Raw genomic sequence first — 21,046 nt, 5'->3', positions numbered from 1 at the left:
AATGGGTATGCAAAATGTAGAGGATTTCTATCCTCTTTCACCAATGCAGCAGGGATTACTTTTTCATACCCTATCTGCACCAGATACAGGAGTTTATTTTAATCAATTAGTATGTACCCTTTCTGGTCAACTGAATATTCCTGTATTTGAAAGAGTTTGGCAGCAGGTAATTGAGCGTCATCCAATTTTGCGGACTTGTTTTTGCTGGGAAGGTATAAAAGAACCTGTACAAGTAGTGCTGCGTCAGGTGCAACTGCCTTTAAAGTATTACAACTGGCAAGACCTTTCATCTACTGAGCAGCAAGAAAAGTTAGCAGCTTTTTTAGAGAGCGATCGCACTTTAGGGATCGATCTCACCCAAGCGCCGTCGATCCGTTTGGCGTTAATTCAACTGAGCGAAAACACTTACCAATTCGTCTGGAACACCCATCATCTAATTACCGATGGTTGGTCTACATCATTGTTGCTGGAGGAAGTTTTTAAATTTTATACTGCCTTTTGTCAAGGTAAAGAATTACAGTTAGAGCCTCCCCGTCCTTACCGAGATTACATCAAATGGCTACATAAACAGGATTTAACAAAGGCTGAGACTTTTTGGCGACAGACGTTGAGTGGTTTTTCTGCTCCTACTAACCTACGTATTGAAAAATCACACAGTAGCACTCATAGCCAAATAAAAAATCATGCAGCCCAACAAATCAAACTGTCAGCCAGCCAAACCGCAGCGATGCGATCGCTCGTTCGTCAGCAGCAAATTACCCTCAATACTTTAGTACAAGGTGCTTGGACTTGGCTTTTGAGCTATTACAGTGGTGAGACAGACGTAGTTTTTGGTGTCACCGTCTCTGGTCGTCCGGTAACGCTGGTGGGTGCAGAATCTATGGTGGGATTGTTCATTAACAGCTTACCTCTGAGGGTGCAGGTAGCAGCAAATACTTCTGTTGTAGCTTTCCTCAAGCATATCCAGGCTCAACAAGCAGAAATTTCTCAGTATGAATACAGCCCCTTAGTACAGGTGCAGGGGTGGAGTGAAGTACCACGGGGAATGACTTTATTTGATAGCATTTTGGTATTTGAAAATTACCCGGTGGACACTTCAAAACGGCAAATTGATAATCTAGAAATTTTGAATGTTGTTACCGATGAACGGACAAACTATCCTTTAACGGTGACAGTCGTACCTAGCCAAGAGTTGTCATTAGAAATTGCTTACAATCGCGATCGCTTTGATGATGATGCGATTACTCGAATGCTAGGGCATTTGGACAACTTGCTAGCAGGTATAGTTGCAAATCCCCAGCAGCGCCTGTCAGACTTGCCTTTGTTGGCAGAAGCAGAAAAGCAAACTTTATTAGTTGAGTGGAATAATACTCAAATAGAGTATCCGCAAGACTTGTGCATTCATCAATTATTTGAAGCACAGGTAGAAAAAACACCTAATGCAGTAGCAGTAGTACACGAGAATCAACATTTAACTTACCAACAGCTCAATCAAAAAGCTAATCAACTCGCTCATTACCTACGAAAACATGGAGTAGCGCCAGAGGTATTAGTGGGGATTTGTGTAGAGCGTTCCCTAGAAATGATAGTAGGATTATTGGCAATTCTCAAAGCAGGCGGGGCCTATCTCCCACTAGATCCAGCATATCCGCAAGAAAGGTTAGCGTATATGTTAGCTGATGCTCAAGTGTCAGTGTTGCTTACCCAGGAATCTTTGTCAGCAAATCTAGATACCTCAGCCAAAGTTATATGTATAGATAACGCAGAGTTAATCATACAACAACCGCAAACTAATCTTATCAATCAAAGCCAACTTGACAATTTAGCATATGTAATCTATACATCTGGTTCAACAGGCAAACCCAAAGGGGTGATGATTGAACAAGGGTCTTTAGTTAACTACACCCAAGCAGCAATCACGGAATATGAAATAAATTCTAGCGATCGCATTCTTCAATTTGCTTCCATTAGCTTTGATGCAGCCGCCGAAGAAATTTTTCCTTGTTTAGTACAGGGAGCAACCTTGGTACTGCAAACTGATGAAATGTTAACTTCAATTCCTTACTTTTTAGAAAAATGCCAACACCAATCGCTGACTATATTAGATTTACCCACCGCTTTTTGGCAGCAATTAACTTCTGAGTTATATGCGTTCAAATTAACTTTACCGTTATCTGTAAGATTAGTGATTATCGGTGGTGAAAAAGCATTAACTGATAAAGTATTAATTTGGCAAAAATGTGTAGATAAAAGAATTAGACTAGTCAATAGCTACGGTCCTACTGAAACCACAGTAGTAGCTACAACTTGTGATTTATCAGAGCAAACTTTTACCCAAGAAATACCTATTGGCAAAGCTATTTCTAATATTCAAACTTATATTTTAGATTGCTATCTGCAACCAGTTCCTATTGGTATTCCCGGAGAATTGTATATTGGTGGTCAAGGTGTAGCACGAGGTTATCTCAATCAACCTGAATTAACGGCTGAGAAATTCATTCCCAACCCTTTTAACAAAGCAGGAGACAAAAAGTTATACAAAACAGGAGACTTAGTACGCTATCGCAGTGATAGTAATATCGAAATCATTGGTCGCGTAGACCATCAAGTAAAAATTCGTGGTTTCCGTATCGAACTAGGAGAAATAGAAGCCAAATTAATTCAGCATTTGATGGTGCAAGATAGTGTAGTTGTAGTTAGGGAAGATAACCCTGGTGATAAACGCCTAGTAGCATATATTGTTCCTAGCACTCAAAATTATGACTTAAAAAATCATAGCGAACTGATACCAGAATTACGACAATTACTCAAAGCAAGTCTACCAAATTATATGCTTCCTTCTGCTTTTGTACTATTGGAAAAACTACCACTTACACCCAATGGCAAAATAGACCGCAAAGCCCTACCTATAGCTGACCAGACTGATTCCAATATTGGAACAATCTATATAGCACCACGTACACCAGTTGAAGAACAACTAGCGAAAATTTGGGCTGATTTGCTCAAGGTTAAACAAGTTGGAATTGAAGATAACTTTTTTGACTTGGGAGGACATTCTTTACTACTAACACAGCTTGTTTTCCGAGTACGTCAAATATGGCAAATAGAATTACCTTTAAGCAGTTTGTGGGAAATGCCGACAATTGCTAGTTTAGCCCAAAGTATTGAAACGGCTGAAAACAGGGGTTATTCTACTGTCGCTATTACTTCCAAAAATCAAATTAATTGGCAAGCCGAAGCTGTCCTTAATTCTGCAATACGTCCTGAAGCACCAATTAAGTATCCAACTGAGCCTGCTAAAATTTTCTTAACTGGTGCCACAGGTTTTGTAGGATCGTTTTTACTTTATGAACTCTTACAACAAACTCATGCAGATATTTATTGCTTAGTACGTGCTGCTAACTTGGAAGAGGGTAAAAACAGAATTAAAAGTAGCCTCGAATCATATTTACTTTGGGATAATTCTTTCAGTTCTAGGATTATTGCAACTGTAGGTAATTTATCTGAGCCACTCTTGGGACTTTCTCAGCAGAAATTTCAAGAATTGGCGGAGTTAATTGATGTAATCTATCACAATGGGGCTTTGGTTCATCATGCTTCCCCATACGCCACACTCAAGGCAGCAAATGTATTAGGAACCCAGGAAGTTTTGAGACTAGCATCTCAAGGTAAAGTCAAACCTGTGCATTTTATGTCAACTGATGGGGTTTTTTCTGCTAAAGGTTATTCGGGTGTAAAAGTAGTACGAGAACAAGACAGCCTTGATGATTATCAAGTACCATCTGGTGGGTACACTCAGAGTAAATGGGTTGCCGAAAAGTTAGTCACCATTGCCCGCGATCGCGGTCTTCCTGTATGTATATATAGAATAGGACGTGTTTCTGGACACAGCCAAACCGGAGTATTCAATCAAAATGACTTTTTATATAGGTTAATCATCGGCTGTATCAAACTTGAGAAAGTGCCAGATGTCAATATGATTGAAGACATAGCACCTGTAGATTATGTAAGCAAAGCTATAGTCTATTTATCCAAACAAGAGCAATCTATTGGTAAAGCTTTTCATTTTGTAAATCCGCAACCTTTTCATTCCAATACACTCATCAAATTACTCCGTAGCGTTGGCTATTCACTGCAACAAGTTTCTGAGCAACAATGGCAAGCAGCTTTAATTAACATTGCGGAACACCATCCAGAACATCCATTATTTCCACTTGTACTATTGTTGAATGCGCCGAAAAATCATAACTCAATATTATTAAATTTCGATTGTCAAAATACAACCAAGGGGCTGGCTAATACTGGCATTACTTGCCCGCCAGTGGATGAGAAGTTACTCAATACTTACTTGTCATATCTGCTGAAAACAGGTTTTTTAGAAAATCCTAAGCAGAAATTATTAAACATTTAAATTTCCAATAATTCACCACATATTACTGCCATGCAATTAACCAATTCAGCATCTACAAGCAACTTAAATTTTCAACAACAGCTACTAGAAAATTTCATTGACCGTTACATCAATAAAACACAAACATCAAAGCAGTTAACCCAAGTCTATCGTTCTGTACTTGCCGATAGAAGAAATTCTATGGAATTTCACAAGGTATTCAAAGAAATGGTCTATCCCATTATTGGCAAACGTGCTTCTGGTTCTAAAATGTGGGATATTGATGGTAACGAATATCTAGACCTTGTGATGGGCTTTGGAGTCAATCTTTTTGGTCATAATCCATCTTTTATTAAAGAAGCCATACAAGAGCGATTAGAGCAAGGCATACATATTGGACCACAATCAGATTTAGCTGGTGAAGTTGCACAGTTATTCTGTGAACTCACAGGGATGGAACGTGTGACTTTTAGTAATACTGGCACAGAAGCTGTGATGACAGCAATACGCCTAGCACGCGCTACAACAGTCCGGCAAAAAATTGCCATGTTTGCAGGTTCTTATCATGGGCATTTTGATGGCACTTTAGTTAAAAGACAGAAAATAGACGACCAATTCATTGTAGTTCCACGTTTTCCTGGTGTCTTGCCGAACGTAGCTCAAGATATTTTAGTTTTGGATTATGGTGATTTCAAATCATTAGAAATAATTAAAGCTTATCAACATGAATTAGCTGCTGTTTTAGTCGAACCTATTCAAGATGAACGACCAGATATACAACCGCAAGATTTTCTTGTTCAATTGAGAGAAATCACTCAAAAATCTGGCATCGCTTTAATCTTTGATGAAATGCTTACCGGCTTCCGGATTCATTTAGGTGGAGCGCAAGCATGGTTTGGCATTGAAGCAGACATAGCAACTTATGGAAAAATTGTCGGTGGTGGCTTACCCATTGGAATTATCGCTGGCAAAGCAGCTTACATGGATAGAATAGACGGTGGGATGTGGAGCTATGGAGACGCATCTTTTCCTCAAGTAGAAACAACATTTTTTGCCGGAACTTACTGTAAACATCCCCTGGCTATGGCTGCTGCACGAGCAGTCCTTAAATATTTACAAAGCCAAGGTAATGCCCTTCAACAACAATTAAATGAACGTACTTCTCAGTTTGTAAAAAAACTGAATACTTATTTTCAAGAAGATGAAGTACCGATTCGCTTGGCAAACTGTGGTTCCATATTTACTTCTGTTCCCTTAGGAAATACTGTTGATTCTGAAGATTCTGCTTCAGGAAATTTGGATTTGATTTTTTATCATCTTATCTCTCGTGGAGTTTTTATGATTCCCAATGGCGGTTTATTATCAACAGCCCATACTGACGAAGATTTAGAATACATTATTCAAGCTGTGAAAGATAGTATCAAGGAACTTCGAGAAAGTGGCTTTTTACCTTAAAAGTTACATTGATAAATCAATTCAATAATCAATAGAAAAATAAGGACATGGTTACAATTCAACCTAATGCTACATACGACCCTTGGGCTAAAATCTATAATGATTATTGGGGTCAAAGATACTGCCAAACAGTTTTGCCAGCTTTTGAAAAGCTACTACAACAATATAATGTTCATCAAGGGGCAAACCTTCTTGATTTATGTTGTGGTACTGGACACGTAGCACAAAGTTTAAGCGAGCAAGGATATCAAGTAACAGGTCTTGATATTTCGGCAGGAATGTTGCAATATGCGCGTGAGAATGCCCCCAGTGCAAAATTTATCCTTGATGATGCCAGATTTTTTAATTTGCCGTCTACTTTTCATGCAGTGATTTGTGCTAATGCAGGTCTTAATGAAATATTACTTCTTGAAGATTTGCAAGCAGTATTCAAAAAAGTATATGATTCACTTCTAGATAATGGAATTTTTCTGTTTGGATTAAATTTGGAAGATTTTTATAAATCTTGGCATGGTACAATTTCAGATGGTGATGTAAAAGACGATTTCGCCTGGGCTTGTTGCGATAGCTATAACCCAAAAGCAAAAATAGGTCAATTTAAGATTACTATTTTTCAAAAAGTAGAGAAATTTTGGCAACGTTTAGATATTAATAATTCAGTGAGAGGTTATTCTCGAATAGAAGTTATTACGGCTCTCAAAAATGTAGGATTTACAGATATTTATATTTATGATAAGGAGGGTGATGTGGTAAATTCTGAATGTGATTTTCATGTCATCTTTTTAGGAAGTAAGCAATCTAAATAGACAAATTTGGAGTCGATAAACAATGAATAACGCCGATACAGAAAACCAAACTATTTATAAAGTTGTGGTTAATCATGAAGAACAGTATTCTATTTGGCCTGCTGATAGAGAAAATGCTCTTGGTTGGAGAGATGCAGGTAAAAGTGGGCTGAAATCAGAATGTCTAGAATACATTAAAGAAGTATGGACTGATATGAGACCTCTAAGTTTGCGAAAGAAAATGGAGGAGCTATCTAGCCAAAATTAATACTTCTATAACTTTGCTATTGCTATTTGTAGAGGGGTTTAACTTCTCTACAATACTTGTATTATTGAAACTTAAAATACAAGGAAAAATTTAATTTTAGTGCGAATTCAAATTGTCATGAAAACAAACATATTAAATCTTAACTCTTGGATAATTTGCCCTCAACCTTACCCTATTTACTTGAATAATTTTATTTCTTTGTTGTGTGGTTCATTTTTAGTTACAGGCTTGACTGTTAGCGGTATTATTCAAGTACATCCTTAGTGGCAAAATGATTATGCCACTGCTGGGCTTGAGTGTTGTGACGATCGCTTGAATTATTGAGCAGGAATGCTGCTAGCCTACCGCGATCGCTTACTGCTGTTTTGCTGATATCTGCTGGGCGATCGCAGTCTTTAATCTTTTACTTCAAATCAAATGTTTTTTACGGATAAAACTAAGCTTGATAGTCCTTTGTGCTGGCAGAAACAATTTAGAAGGCTGTTACCTTTTTTACTGAGCATCATATTTACGTTGGCAGTGAGTAGCCAGAGTATAAGCTCTGCACCCAAAAGTACAGAAATTCTTTGGGACACCTACGGTATACCCCATATTTACGGTAGTAATGCCCAAGGAGCTTTTAAAGCCTTTGGGTGGGCGCAAACGCAAAGTCATGCTAACTTGCTGTTGCGCCTTTACGGACAAGCAAGGGGAAAGGCTGCCGAATATTGGGGAGAGGAATATATAGATTCAGACAAATGGGTACTAACGATGGGTGTACCCAAAAGAGCGATCGCTTGGTATAAAGCCCAAAACCCGGCGTTTCGGAGTTACATAGATGCCTTTGCAGATGGGATTAATGCCTATGCCAAAGAACATCGCAATTTAATTGACGATGAAGTAGAAGTAGTGTTACCAGTCAAGCCAGAAGATGTACTCAGCCACCTGCAACGGTTACTGCTGTTTACTTTTGTGGTCAATCAGGGGAGTGTTGCACAGGTGAGTCAGCATCAGTCTCCAGCAGCCTCTAATGGTTGGGCGATCGCACCAAAAAGGTCTGCTAGTGGCAAGGCGATGCTGTTAGCTAACCCTCACTTGCCTTGGGGAGACTTATTATGGTACGAAGCTCAAATTACTGCGCCTGGGATTGATGCTTACGGGTCAACATTGGTTGGTATTCCCGTATTAGCGATCGCCTTCAACGATAATTTAGGTTGGACTCACACTGTCAATACTCATGATGGTTGGGATGCCTACGAACTGAAATTGCAGAACAATGGCTATCTTTTTGATGGCAAAGTTCGCCCCTTTGAAACAGCAAGCTTTCCATTAAAGGTGAAGCAGAAAAATGGCTCGTTGCGCGAACAAATATTTACAGTCAAAAGTTCTGTTCACGGGCCTGTAGTGAGCAAGAAAGATAGCACTTTAGCACTGCGTGTTGTTGGGCAAGACAGTTCTGGTGTATTAGCCCAGTGGTGGGATATGGCTAGAGCCAAAAATCTCAACCAGTTTCAGAAGGTACTACAACGGTTGCAACTTTCCATGTTTACTGTCATGTATGCCGACCGCGAAGGACATATCATGCACCTATTCAACGGTCAGGTTCCCGTGCGTCAACAAGGAGACTTTATATACTGGCAAGGTATAATCCCTGGTGATACATCCAAAACTTTGTGGACTAAAAATCATCCTTACCAAGATTTGCCCAAAGTCATCGATCCTGCTAGTGGTTGGTTGCAAAATGCCAACGATCCACCTTGGACTACAACTTCTCCACTAGCTATCAAAGCAAACGATTATCCACCTTACATGGCTCCAAGAGGACCAATGTATTTCCGGGCGCAGAGTTCTGCTAGGATGTTAGCTGAAGATGAAAGCATTTCGTTTGACGAAATGGTTGCTTACAAGCATTCTACCCGGATGGAATTAGCCGAAAGGATTCTCGATGAGTTGATTGGGGCTGCTCAACAGCAACAGGATGAATTAACACGCCGCGCCGCCCATGTCTTAGCAGCATGGGATCGCAAAGCTGATGCTGATAGTCGAGGTGCTGTACTGTTTAGTTTCTGGGTTGACGCTATAGACTTCGATACGGTGTTTAAGACTCCTTGGAACGAGAAATCTCCATTCAAAACACCTGACGGCTTGGCCGATCCTCAAAGTGCAGTGAAAGCGTTGGCAGATGCAGCAGCAAAAGTAGAAAAAGCTTACAAAAAGCTAGATATAGCTTGGGGTGATGTCTTTCGATTGCGGTCTGGCAATTTAGATTTACCAGCTAATGGTGGTGATGGAGATAGAGGTATTTTCCGTGTAGTGAATTACGCCCCAACAGGTGATGGACGCTTTCAAGCAGCCGGAGGTGATTCTTACGTTGCTGCTGTTGAGTTCTCTCAGCCAGTCAAAGCATTGGCTCTCATCGGTTATGGTAATTCCAGTCAACCTAATTCGCCCCATGTTAGCGATCAACTGCCACTTTTTGCTCGTCAACAATTGCGTCCGGTTTGGCGAACCCGAAAGGAGATTACAGCCCACTTAGAGGAGCGCAAAGCATTCTAAAAAAGGAGCAAAAAGCAGGATTTTAACCTAGTTCTGTTTTCCCAAATGAATGTTAACCAAAAATTATAGGTAATGTTTTCTGATGCGAAACAAAGAGAATAGCAAAAGCAACTACAACGTTACCTAAAGGAATAAAAAATCCACAAATATCACCTTTACTAGGTCTGGTTCTGGGAATAATTATCCTGCTAATCAGCTTGGTGTTCAGTGTCACTCTTGGTGCAGCAGAAATACCTCTAGGCAAGATTCTGGAATCCTTTAGACCTGTCCGAAATATAAATCTGGATACAAAAAAATGGTAGAACGGTAAATTGAGTGTCTACCGTTGGTCTACCATAATGAAAAATCCACTTCATTATATTCACAAATATCCACTCCGTACCAAACAAATATTGGGAATTAGCTACGAGCAATTTCTTTTATTAGTTAAAGGGCTGCGACAAGTAATGGAACAAAAAACCGGAATAAGAAACCGGACAATTTTCTTATCTCCTCAGCCATGTATATACATATATAGCTACTATGCCTCGCCATGTATATACATAGACAAGAGGAGAAAAGCGGTATACGCTTTAGCACTCAGGTTGCAGATACAGTGCTAGTTTTGTAAGACTGCCCGCAGTATGGGCAAAATCTGAACTTGATTGACACTATGAGTTCGTTACAACTAACGCAGCGATCGCGCAGTTGCGTCCCACAAGCAAAACAAAAAAGAGAGCGTGGATTTAACCACATGAGTTCGGCTTGGGTTCCTGGTGTCCAACAGTTAGGGCAAATTTTCAACTGCTGTACCGCTGCTACTGGCATTCCTCGACATACTGCCTCCAAATACTCTTCTGAAATCTGCAAAGCTCTTGACAATCCTGTTAGTGACTTGGAGTTGAGGCGAGTTGTCAATCCTTTCTCAATCTTGCCTACACTTTGTAAGTGAATACCCGCTTTGTGAGCTTATTCGGCTTGACTCATTCCAAGCGCAGTTCTAACTCGCCGGACGTACTCTGTCAGCTTTTCACCTTGAGCTGGTAGTTTATCAGTTTCAGAAATAAACATAAAAGTAAGTAACAAAGTCACTTATAAAAGTATATGATTAGCTAGCTCATCTGAGTTATCTTATTTTAGATAAGTGATAAAGTATGAATGTGTTTCTTGCTACTGTGGCTACATAATTTTTAGAGCGTTCGGGATTGAGCCAGAGTACAATTCGTTCGTTTGAGTCAAAGAAAGCTTCCCTTGTTACAGCAATACGGACGATCGCCTGTTAGTTCGCTCAATCGTCAACAACTAGAGCAATACCTTAATAACTTGACTCATTTGTCCTACACGACTCACAATCGCCACTCCTCTATTATTCAATCTTTGCTTAACTTTGCCTTAGAACAAGGCTATATTGAATCCAACCCAATCGCCCGCCTCAAACGCCGCAAGCCAGATCGTGAAAAGGGCGAACACAATAGTGATGAAGTGATTCACTATCTAAATCCACAGCAACTTAAGATTTTTTACAGTTTGTTAGAACCCAACTCCAGGCTACACACACTGGTACTCCTACTACATCGAACTGGAGCAAGAATTGCAGAAGCCTTAGCTCTAGATCTAGAACAAATAGACTTAAAAGAATACAAATTCCAAGTAGTGGGTAAAGGAAACAAGCTCATGTGGTGCTTCTATGGTGAGGACTTAGCTACTGTACTAGAGAAATATCTTAGACTCTATCGGCATCAAGATTCACCTGCCCTATTCACTGCTCAAAATCCCTTCACAAAAGAAGTCTCTAGGCTGTCTTACCGTACTGCTTATGAAGATTGGAGCCGAACCACGCAGCAGAGATTAGAGCTAAAAGGCTGCCGTCTACACGATTTGAGGCATACGTTTGCCACCGAACGGGTGGGGCTGATGGGGATTGAAGAATTGAGAGCGCTGATGGGGCATACTAACGTCCAGACGACATTACGCTATCAAAAAGTTACATCAAGTCGTGCAGAAGAAGTAGCCAAGAAAGCGTTAAAGGCTTTACTAAAAAGCTAAATTTTATCAAATAGTTTTATTTAAAATAAATTTTATAAAATAAACTTATCTACAAATATTTTTGCGTTTGCAGAGTATTGACCGTACTCTGTCTATACAAATTGAGACTACCTACTAGGATCGGAAGTCTATCCCCAACAGAAAAGTTTTGTAACAATTTGTAACAATGCGTGTAAAAGTAGCGCTGGTATCTCAGAGATAGGGATAAATAATTTACTTTGGCGATATTCGCAGCTTGAAATGACCAACGATTCGCGACAAGCGCTGGATGCACAACTCAAAGAACTAATACTGCTTGCCCAGCAACACTCACACGCGACTAAGGGGCGGCGGACAGCCTTAAGTCAGCTCGTCAACGCTATCTGGCAATCGGGTAAACTTTGTCGTCCCTACAAAGGTCGATTTCAACTAGCTTACGAAGATATTTATGAAGAAGCAGTACAAAATCTCTTCTTTTATCTTTGTCGGGATGACAATATTCATAACTATAATCCAGAGCGTGGCGAAGTTATGGCTTGGGTAAATATGCTACTAACCAAACGTTTTTTTCCCGAAGCTATTCCGAAAAATATTGGCAAACCGAACGAAATCAATCTCGAAAGCTCTCATCTGGAGAATTTATCGTCATCTGAGTCTGTATCACTATTCGAGCAAGTCAGACAATACATAGAATCCGATCCAGACAGAATTTTTACCAGAAAACATATAAAAGAGCGCCCTGAAGCAAATTTTCAAGCAATAGCTAGAAGAAGGTATTCAGGAGTTTCTTGGCAAGATATATCGACAGAGTGGGGAATTGGAATTACAAGATTACATAACTTTTACCGCCGCTGCCTGAAAAAATTTGCTCCTCAAATCCGAGAGAATATACAAACTACAAATTGCTAATCAAGTAGACAAAAAATTATGAATGCCATGAGAGTTCTTTCCACCTTCACAGCACCTATATCTCCAAAAGAGCGAGAGCGAGCCGAACAGTTCTCCAGACAGCAAGCTACACCCGAGAAAGGCGAACAAGTTCGTCTCAACACCTTGGCTGTATCTTTTGTAAATTTCTATCTAGAATGCATGGGATTTGAAACTCTCTTGGAGAACAGCGACAGTTGGAATCCCGTGCAACAGACGCTGACGGATACAGCCGCTCTGCGCTTGAAAAATTTGGGAGATTTAGAATGCCGTCCGGTATTAGCAAATACGCAATTTATTTACATACCACCTGAAGTCCAGTCAAGCCGAATTGGTTATGTCATCGTGCAAATTCATGAATCATTTCGAGAAGCAACAATATTAGGGTTTGTTAAGCAGGTATCGACCGAATCACTATCAATCGTTCAACTGCAACCTCTAGAGAAATTGCTAGAGTACTTAGAAGACCTTTCTCAAGCTCGACAAGCTAAACTATCTAGTCGATCGCCTGCTGTCAGTAAAAATCGCATTAATTTGAAACAATGGTTGGACAATATTTTTGAGGCGGGTTGGCAGGAAATTTCAACTGTTTTAGAGCTTCAAATAGCCGAGCCAGCTTGGAGGAATGCCAGAAATGCAAGTGCGAGTAGGGGCAAGAAGATCGACTTAGGCAAACAGACGATCTCTCAATCGGTGGTTCTAGTCGTTGCCGTCAATCCAGAAAACTCGCGAGAGATGGACATTTTTGTAGAAGTGCATCCGACAAGCGGACAGACTTATCTACCGTCAAATCTTCAGGTGTCGGTGCTGGATGTTGCAGGAGTGGCTGTGATGGAAGCCTCTTCTAGGAATACAAATAAGAATATTCAATTGCAGTTTGGTGCTGAATCGGGAGAATATTTTAGCGTTAAGCTAGCTTTGGGAGAGGCGATCGCGATCGAGGATTTTATCATTTAAACATGAGAAGCATAGCAAGCTGACAAAGGCACGTAGGCAGTGAGCAAGTTAGTTATTTTAAAGCTAGATGGCAGTTTAGAACAAGGCGTTAGCGTGACGCTGGAAATTGGCGAACAGAACGCTCGTCCCTTTATAGAAGTTACAGGACAGTTGCCTCCAGCTCCCAATTTACTCGTGACATACGATCGCTGGCATTCAGCTTATCGCAGCTTGGGTCAGTCGGCTCGCATTAAAGCAAAACAAATCGTCTACGACGGCTCAATAAGCCAGCGACGCGAAGATTGTCGGCAATTAGAAGATCTACTGCGAGCGCAACTGAACTCTTGGCTGCGATCGGAGTCCTTTGATTCTATCCGAGATAATTTACTGCCACATCTCAGGTTTCCCAAAGACGAGGTGCGATTACTCATCAGTACTCGTTCGATTCAATTGCGAAAGATTCCCTGGTTGCTGTGGGATTTAGTCGAGCAGTCGCCCAAAGTGGAAGTCGCCTTGAGTTTCCCAAACTATGAATCACCGCCTACATCAAAAAAGTTTTTGACGCGAAAATCCGTCAGAATTCTAGCGATTTTGGGTAAGAGTACGGGGATCGATATCCAAACAGATCGGCAGTTATTGGAAAGTTTACCATATACTAAAACAACATTTCTCGAAAACCCGGACTCTCAGGAAATTAAAGACCATTTGTGGGGGTGCTCTTGGGATATTCTCTTTTTTGCCGGTCATAGCAGCACCGAGGGAGACAGCGGACGAATTTACATTAACGAGACAGAAAGCTTAACAATTGAGGAGTTTAGCAGGGCTTTGAGCAATGCCGTTGCGGGTGGACTACATTTAGCAATTTTCAACTCCTGCGACGGATTGGGATTGGCATCTGGGCTACAAAAAGCCCAAATTCCGCAAGTCATTGTCATGCGAGAACCCGTACCGGACTTGGTAGCGCAAAGGTTTTTAAAGTACCTGCTGGAAGCTTTAGCGGGTAGAAAATCGCTTTATCTAGCAATGCGGCAAGCGCGATCGCGATTAAAAGAGGATCTAGAGGTTCAGTTTCCTTGTGCTAGCTGGTTGCCAGTCATTTGCCAAAATCCCGCTGTCACGCCAGCAATCTGGCCACCTCCCATTTTGTCCAACAGCCGTCACCTAACAACGGTGCTACTTCTGAGCGTGGCGATAACAGCTAGCGTATTGGGGGTGCGGCTGCTGGGAGAATTGCAAACGTGGGAATTGCAAGCTTACGACAGCTTGATGCGATTGCGATCGGATACAGGGCAAGATTCGCGGCTGTTGATCGTCACCGTCACCGAGGATGATTTTCAACTGCCCGAGCAAAAGCAAAGAACTGGGTCGATATCGGATTTAGCACTAGTACAACTGTTGCAGAAACTCCAACAATTTCAAGCGCGAACTGTTGGGTTGGATATTTATCGCGATTTCCCAGTTACTACTAGGAGCGGGGTATGGTTAACATCGGTTAATTTCTCGAACCTCCTCTAGGAGCTGTTTTATAAGAAATGACATTTGGACAAAAGTGTTCACCATACTGCACTCTCATTAGTAAATCCGATCGGGATTCTTTAGCCACTCGCCTGCGCGATCGTAACTTCTTTGCAATCTGCAAAGCCAGCGATCGCGCTAAAAATCATCCTGGAACTGCACCCCCTCCCGAAGTTGGGCCAGCGCGTCTGGGGTTTAGCGATGTCATTCAAGACTCAGATGGCGTTTTACGCCGACATTTATTAGCAATGAAACCAGCTCCGACATCGCCTTGTACTACACCCTATGCCCTAAGCGCCCAACTAGCGTTTCACTACTTAGAGCGATCGGGCATTTCTGCCAAGTATAACGCCAGAGGAGATTTGGTATTAGGTGATGTCGTTTTCCAACGTTTGCGATCGCGTATGGGTGGCTACCAACAAGTAGATGCATGGGGCTATCAAGTCTTGCTCAACTACCGCTCTTACCGCCATTCTCCTTTAGAAATTGCGCCAACAGTGACGCTGAGCGATCTTCTTCGTGGTGCGGTGAAGCCGGAGGAAGTGAAAGATCGAATCGTCCTCATCGGTGTCACTGCTCAAAGCGCCCACGATTATATACCTACGCCTTATAGCGCCCAGCCAGGATTTTATCAGGAAATGCCAGGGGTTATCGTACAAGCGCAAATGGTCAGTCAAATCGTCAGTGCAGTTAAAGATGGGCGACCTTTAATTTCAGTTTGGTATATTTGGGGCGAAGTCTTATGGATTTGGGGTTGGTCTGCGGTTGGAGTTGCGATCGCCTTTGCCTGTAGGTCTGGGCTATACCTTATACTAGCGGGTGGAAGTGCACTGGGTGTTTTATGGGGTCTTTGCTTAGTTTTCTTCAGCCACGGCTATTGGGTTCCCTTTGTGCCATCAGCCTTAGTTTTAGTAGGTACTGGTAGCACTGTGACAGTCTACCTTGCTTTACAAGAGGGACGACTGTTTTCTTCAACGGCAGAAGCATGACTTTGATTGACTGACAAAACTACTAACATCCTTATGTGAAAAATTTCTTCGTTAAATTGTTGCATTCACCTTAAAATTATGGGGTGTATAAATCTCTATACAAAGTAAAGTTGTGTCGATGGGTACGGCTAATAGTTATGTTGCCCGTGCAAAAGATTAAACTTACCCTCGCGATTAGCTGTGCAATCCTTAGCTGTACGCAAGTGCAAGCACAACCTTTAAACTCTCTATCTGGACAAAACCAGAGTCCAGACCCTAGCAGGAAATCACACGGCTCGTTGACTTTTGCTGCACCACCTCCACCAGAGGACATCGGGGAACCAGGTCAGCGATCGGAAGCTGGAAGCCGTGGCTGCTTTAATCTAGAGCGACAGCTTCCAAGCAATACCCAAAAGCAGCAGCTCGCAGCACTAGTACCAGTTTATTCCGATTCAGCATTGGTCTTAGGCACGACAATCAGCGCCGCACCCACTTTTTGGTTTTATACTTCTTATGTAGCACCTGTTCCAGCTAAGTTTGTGTTGCGGAACAAGGATGGTGGGTTGGTTTATCAAACTGATGTCGCGTTGCCCCAAACCCGAGGAATTATCAGCCTGTCTCTTCCGAAAACAGCACCACCGCTTTCAGTTGGTCGGCAATATCGTTGGTTTTTGAAGATTTATTGTCGGGAGCAAGAGCCGCCTGCTTTTGTGGATGGGTGGATTCAAATAAACCCGCTCGACCCTACCCTCAAGGAGCAGTTAGAGAAAGCTACACCGCGCGATCGCGTAGCTCTTTATGCCGTCAACGGTCTATGGTTTGATGCGCTAACTGTCGCAGCCCAACTGCGTCGTCGCAATCCGAATAATCCTTCTTGGGCAGAGCTTTTGCAGGTCATTGGTTTGAACGAGCTGGCGATTGAACCAATTGTAGAGTGCTGTACTCCTCGTTAGTGAGGGCAGAGGAGCAGAGGAGCAGAGGAGCAGAGGGGCGGAGGAGATGGAAAGAGAACCGATTAGGAGTCACAAAGATTTAGAAGTGTATCAAATGGCGTTTGATGCAGCTATGAGTATTTTTGAGTTATCTAAGAAGTTTCCTGTAGAGGAAAGATACTCGATGACTGACCAGATTCGTCGGTCTTCACGTTCTGTTTGTGCTAATTTGGCTGAAGCTTGGAGAAAACGACGATATGAGGCTGCCTTTGTTGCTAAATTAAATGATTGTGAGGCAGAATCAGCCGAAACTCAGACATGGATTGAGTTTGCTGTCAAGTGTAACTACTTAGATGTTGAAGCAGGTCGAGAACTATACGGAACTTATAACCGAATCTTAGGTGGGTTAGTAAGTATGATTACTAATCCCTCGCCTTGGCTAATGAAGCGTTGACATTCTTTCCCCTCTGCTCCTCTGCTCCCCTGCTCCTCTGCCTTCTTCAGTTACAGCCAATTCCCCAATAAAACGTAGGGTGCCCAGAACAGGGGACGTTGATATTTAGGATTTTGTAAAAGGGACAATTGGGCGCGACGAAGTGCTTCGGCTTTAGTGAGCGATCGATCTGCTAACTCTCGGTAGAATTCACTCATGAGCGCTGCGGTGGACTCGTCGTTTAAACTCCATAAGGAAGCAACTGTACTACGCGCCCCCGCCCGTACAGCTACACCAGCAATTCCCAAGGCAGCCCGCTTGTCTCCAGCAGCCGTTTCACAGGCACTCAAGACGAGCAATTCAACGGCATCAGGTCTGTTTTGCTCTCGATTTCGGACTAAGTTATCCAACTCATTGACGTATATGCGCTTATCCCAGGCGACGATAAATGTCTCCTCAGCTTTAGAGCTGAACTGTCCGTGAGTTGCCAAATGAACGACAGGGAAAGGCAGAAAATTAATTTGGTTTTGCAGAGCCGTGCTGGTAAATTCGTTGTTCAGCAGGACGTTACTCGGTATTTCGGCGCGAATTTCTGCTAATTCCAGCTTGACGTTGGGTAAGGCAGAAAACCCTTGACGTGGTTGGGACAGTCCGGCAGCTATTGCCTCTAATGTTTTCTCTTGCAATGGTTGGGGATTAATCAGTTGCAGCCCAGGAGTGAGTGCAATGCCATATTTTTCAATTAGATACTGTTTGCCATCGTACAGAGCCGCCATCGGGATATTCCGCAAAGCACCATCTAGTACGAATACCAGTGTTTTGACTTGACTTTTGGCTAAGTCAGTGACGGCTGGTTGAATTAACCAGTTATAAACCTGTTGAGATAAGGCTTTAGCTTCGACCAGCGTATCGGGTTCTATGAGGTTTTGCCTGAGCGCATCCAAGGTTTTTTCAACTTGGGTTTGAGCCACAGCAGCCGTGTAGTGCAGCACGGGCTTTTGAGGCAACTTGAGGATAACCTCTAGTCTGTCTGGTAGGATAATTGGATAGATCGCTGCGGCTGTTTGGTCTTTCTGGTCGATAACTTGGTCGATCTGAGACACAGTATCCAAACAGGCTTCTCGAAAGAAGTTATCCAATTCTGCTAATTGCAATGATTCAATTGTTTCGCGGGCTTTTTGAAGATTTGCTTGACTGGTTTGGTTTCCCTGCGGCTGCAACAGCAATTCGACGAGCTGCCGATAAACTGGTTCGACTCGATCGCGAAAGTCAAACTGCACGTCAGGATTGATGGCGACTAAATCGTAGCGCAGAGACTGGAGCGACTTGACTGCTCGATCGTATGCCGCGATCGCTTCTGGAATATTTCCCCTAGCTTTGAGCAAACGCCCTAGCTGCCATTCCCAGCGATAGGCAATATCTCTGGCATCTATAGTTTGAGCGAGAAATAGGGCTTGTTGAGTCAGGTTTTGGGCATCAGTCAACTGCCCCTTTTGTTCGTATAGATTCCCCAAGACACCAAGAGCGTAAGACTGAGTACGCCGATCTTGCAAGTCTTGCGCCTGCTGTACGGCAGTTGACAAGATTTGAGCAATATCCAGCCATGAGGGGCTATCTGTGGCGCTCTTTTGTTTGAATTGCGTTAAGCTTTCAGCCAGGTTGATTCTGGCATAGATTGCCGTTCGGCTAGCGGGTAAGTTACCGATCTGAGTTTGAATTTGGGGTAATAATGTTTTAACATCTGCCAATTGCTTAGTTTCTAGCAGTAGTCTCAGTTGATTGGTTTGGGCGTTGATGCGGGTGATTGGCGATTTGGTAGCATTAGCAGCTTGTTGGTAGAAGTCTATTGCTGCTTGAGAATCTTGCTGAGCGCGGGCTGTATTGCCTAAACTCAGCAAAACATCGGCGATCGCTTGTTTATCTGGCAACTTGGAAGCTACTGCTAAACTTTGCTCTAATACTTGTCGCGATTGTTCTAAGTCACCTATGGCAAGCAAAACATTGCCCAAACTCCGCACTCCTGTAACCTTAAGCGCTGAGTTGGGCTGATTTTGTAAAAGCTGGGTAGTTTCAGTTAAAGTTTTTTGCGCTTGACGGAAAAGCCCTAAAGCTTGCAGAGCTTGGGCAGAATTGATGCGGTTGCGAATAATTGAATTGCGATCGCCTAATTGGGTATAAATGTCAGCTGCTTCTCGCCAAGCATTTAAGGCAGATTCAGCATTGCTTTGAGCCAGTTGCAGGTGACCTTGGATGTCTAGAACTTGAGCAAGAACTTCTAAATTTTGAATCGGAATTTCCCCTCTGCCTCTCTGCCCTCCTACCTTCTTCGCGAAATATCCCAGTAATTTCAAACTATAGGCGATCGCACTTTCTGCCTGCGTCCACTCTCCCAGTTGCTGATAGGCTAATGATAGATTGCCCAGTGTTATGGCTTGTCGGGGTTCATCGCCACTGCTTTAAATGCAGCTACTGCTTGTTGCCAGATCGCCGCTGCCTGAGCGTACTGTTCGACTTCATAGAATTTTCTCCCCTGTTCCACCAACTTTTGGGCATCGGGCAAGCTTTGGACAGTGGAGTTTTCCTTAGTGATAGAGGCGAGGGTTGGCGGTAATAAGCCCGCGCCCAAGAACATAGCCAAAAGCAGCAGCACGCTTAAGAGACGTTTGATTTTCCGAAATCTAGATTTTTTTCTTATCATGTTTTTGCCCCGATCCGCGCCACATTTTTCTGCTATCTTCTAATTCAGCTTCTGCAATTAGCTGTGTTCTGCCAGGAATTGTGGGGCGTGACAGTATTTGCATTTGCGGTGAGAATAACTTCGCCATTAGCAGCGATCTCCCAACCTTGAGCTTCTACAATATGAGTTTGTCTTGAGCTGATAGAATTTGTTGAAACAGATGGAGTAGAGGGGCGATCGATTTGGGGGTTGAGAGTCACTAAACCTACCTGTACGGCATCAGTGTTAAGGGCTTCCCCTGGATTTTGAGGCAAGCCGCCGCGACCCGTTACGACAAATTCACTCTGTTGTTGACTTCCACCTGGAGTACAAGCTTGCGATACTTGGGTATCGACTGGTACGACTGGCAAGGAAACTAAGCCGCTGTTGGGTTCAATATTAGGTGTATTTAAATCTACAGTGCCACTTAAAGACGGGTTTTGCTGCGAAATTGCTATGATTTCGTTTGTTGGCAGATGACGTGGATCTAAATCGTTAGGACGTAACCTCTCCAGGTCTTTTCGACTAATTGGCGCTATCCCAAAAACGCCAGTAGCATTAATCCTAACTTTCCCACCACTGCCACTAAACGCATTGGCTGTAATGTCACTATTTTCTTCTGGAACAGCTATGATAAATTCGGAATCGAGATCGATATTACCGCCATTTCCACCCTTCTGTGCTGTTCCGGCAGTAGTGGATATCTCACTACCATGACGCATCAGCAATAAGTCTGGAATATCCAGCTTAAGGCTGCCGCCATTTCCAGAGCGGGCTTGTGCTATGACTTTACCTTTGTCAAGCCGTACAGACCTAGCGGTGATGCCGAAGTTGCCTGCCACACCTTCTCCAAAGCTACTAACTGTGGCTTCTGCGCCATCCTGAATCAGCAATTCATCAGTGTTAATCGTCAAAGACCCCGCATTTCCGGTTGCAACTTGGCGAGTAGTAGCAGTTAAGCTGCTGCCAAACTGACCGTCGGTAGATTCACCAATCAATTGCACAAAGTCAGTGGCATTGACAGTTAAATCTCCCCCTTTGCCTGCACCAAAAGTGGTAGAACTGCCCTCTGCCCCATCCCGAACGAGCAACTGACGAGTGTTAATCGTCAAGTCTCCTGCATCTCCAGTTGAGTTTAAGTCAGCTTGAGCAGTCAGGCTGCTGGAAAACGGTCCATAGATA

Annotated in this window: 16 protein-coding genes and 1 pseudogene; 12 read left to right on the top strand and 5 right to left on the bottom strand. The window is 42.8% G+C overall.

Features of this window, described 5'->3' with window-relative positions:
* Position 1 precedes the first annotated feature (1 nt).
* The 5 genes from DSM107010_RS17310 (at position 2) to DSM107010_RS17285 (ending at position 9,433) form a co-directional block, all read left to right on the top strand.
* Positions 2-4,411: a non-ribosomal peptide synthetase gene (locus DSM107010_RS17310; RefSeq protein ID WP_106165789.1), complete on the top strand. Its 4,410-nt coding sequence runs from the start codon at positions 2-4 to the stop codon at positions 4,409-4,411.
* Between the two features lie 30 nt (positions 4,412-4,441).
* Complete coding sequence (locus tag DSM107010_RS17305) at positions 4,442-5,845, top strand: aspartate aminotransferase family protein (protein ID WP_106165790.1); 1,404 nt, start codon at positions 4,442-4,444, stop codon at positions 5,843-5,845.
* Positions 5,846-5,892: 47 nt separating this feature from the next.
* Positions 5,893-6,651, top strand: coding sequence for a class I SAM-dependent DNA methyltransferase (locus DSM107010_RS17300; protein ID WP_106165791.1), 759 nt, complete (start codon positions 5,893-5,895; stop codon positions 6,649-6,651).
* A gap of 22 nt (positions 6,652-6,673) precedes the next feature.
* Complete coding sequence (locus DSM107010_RS17295) at positions 6,674-6,898, top strand: MbtH family protein (RefSeq protein WP_015155713.1); 225 nt, start codon at positions 6,674-6,676, stop codon at positions 6,896-6,898.
* Between the two features lie 417 nt (positions 6,899-7,315).
* A complete protein-coding gene (locus DSM107010_RS17285; RefSeq protein WP_106165792.1) occupies positions 7,316-9,433 on the top strand; it encodes an acylase in 2,118 nt (705 codons plus the stop codon).
* A gap of 579 nt (positions 9,434-10,012) precedes the next feature.
* Here DSM107010_RS17285 and DSM107010_RS42985 read toward each other — a convergent pair.
* Together DSM107010_RS42985 and DSM107010_RS42290 are read right to left on the bottom strand one after the other, a co-directional pair.
* On the bottom strand, positions 10,013-10,168 hold the full coding sequence (locus DSM107010_RS42985) for a double zinc ribbon domain-containing protein (protein WP_371934057.1): 156 nt from the start codon (positions 10,166-10,168) through the stop codon (positions 10,013-10,015).
* Positions 10,169-10,381: 213 nt separating this feature from the next.
* Positions 10,382-10,504 (bottom strand): hypothetical protein, encoded by a 123-nt coding sequence (locus DSM107010_RS42290; protein WP_277871329.1) that lies wholly within the window; start codon positions 10,502-10,504, stop codon positions 10,382-10,384.
* Between the two features lie 138 nt (positions 10,505-10,642).
* On the opposite strand from DSM107010_RS42290, the gene DSM107010_RS17265 reads away from it, so the two are divergent.
* The 7 genes from DSM107010_RS17265 to DSM107010_RS17235 all read left to right on the top strand — a co-directional run bounded on the left by DSM107010_RS17265 (position 10,643) and on the right by DSM107010_RS17235 (position 17,169).
* A complete protein-coding gene (locus DSM107010_RS17265) occupies positions 10,643-11,458 on the top strand; it encodes a tyrosine-type recombinase/integrase (RefSeq protein WP_241994247.1) in 816 nt (271 codons plus the stop codon).
* A 240-nt stretch (positions 11,459-11,698) separates the two neighbouring features.
* Positions 11,699-12,346, top strand: coding sequence for a hypothetical protein (locus DSM107010_RS17260; protein WP_015155717.1), 648 nt, complete (start codon positions 11,699-11,701; stop codon positions 12,344-12,346).
* An 18-nt stretch (positions 12,347-12,364) separates the two neighbouring features.
* Positions 12,365-13,321, top strand: coding sequence for a DUF1822 family protein (locus DSM107010_RS17255; RefSeq protein ID WP_127023463.1), 957 nt, complete (start codon positions 12,365-12,367; stop codon positions 13,319-13,321).
* Positions 13,322-13,360: 39 nt separating this feature from the next.
* Complete coding sequence (locus DSM107010_RS42285) at positions 13,361-14,815, top strand: CHASE2 domain-containing protein (protein WP_277871328.1); 1,455 nt, start codon at positions 13,361-13,363, stop codon at positions 14,813-14,815.
* A 17-nt stretch (positions 14,816-14,832) separates the two neighbouring features.
* Positions 14,833-15,804 carry a CHASE2 domain-containing protein gene (locus DSM107010_RS42280; RefSeq protein ID WP_258184003.1) on the top strand — a complete coding sequence of 324 codons (972 nt, stop codon included), beginning with the start codon at positions 14,833-14,835 and terminating at the stop codon, positions 15,802-15,804.
* Positions 15,805-16,007: 203 nt separating this feature from the next.
* Positions 16,008-16,736: a DUF928 domain-containing protein gene (locus DSM107010_RS17240; protein WP_158631803.1), complete on the top strand. Its 729-nt coding sequence runs from the start codon at positions 16,008-16,010 to the stop codon at positions 16,734-16,736.
* 46 nt (positions 16,737-16,782) lie between these two features.
* On the top strand, positions 16,783-17,169 hold the full coding sequence (locus DSM107010_RS17235) for a four helix bundle protein (protein ID WP_106169326.1): 387 nt from the start codon (positions 16,783-16,785) through the stop codon (positions 17,167-17,169).
* A 50-nt stretch (positions 17,170-17,219) separates the two neighbouring features.
* On the opposite strand, the gene DSM107010_RS17230 is transcribed toward DSM107010_RS17235, so the two are convergent.
* The 3 genes and pseudogenes from DSM107010_RS17230 to DSM107010_RS17225 form a co-directional block, all read right to left on the bottom strand.
* Positions 17,220-19,499, bottom strand: coding sequence for a CHAT domain-containing protein (locus DSM107010_RS17230; protein ID WP_199755592.1), 2,280 nt, complete (start codon positions 19,497-19,499; stop codon positions 17,220-17,222).
* A 74-nt stretch (positions 19,500-19,573) separates the two neighbouring features.
* Positions 19,574-19,846, bottom strand: a complete 273-nt coding sequence (locus tag DSM107010_RS39715) for a hypothetical protein (protein WP_199755591.1) — start codon at positions 19,844-19,846, stop codon at positions 19,574-19,576.
* A 44-nt stretch (positions 19,847-19,890) separates the two neighbouring features.
* A pseudogene (locus DSM107010_RS17225) lies at positions 19,891-21,046 on the bottom strand (S-layer family protein); the annotation flags it as partial.

It is taken from the genome of Chroococcidiopsis cubana SAG 39.79 (genome assembly GCF_003991895.1).
Classification (GTDB): domain Bacteria; phylum Cyanobacteriota; class Cyanobacteriia; order Cyanobacteriales; family Chroococcidiopsidaceae; genus Chroococcidiopsis; species Chroococcidiopsis thermalis.
Note: the sequence above shows the minus strand (reverse complement) of the source record. Positions and strands in the feature narration are given on the sequence as shown.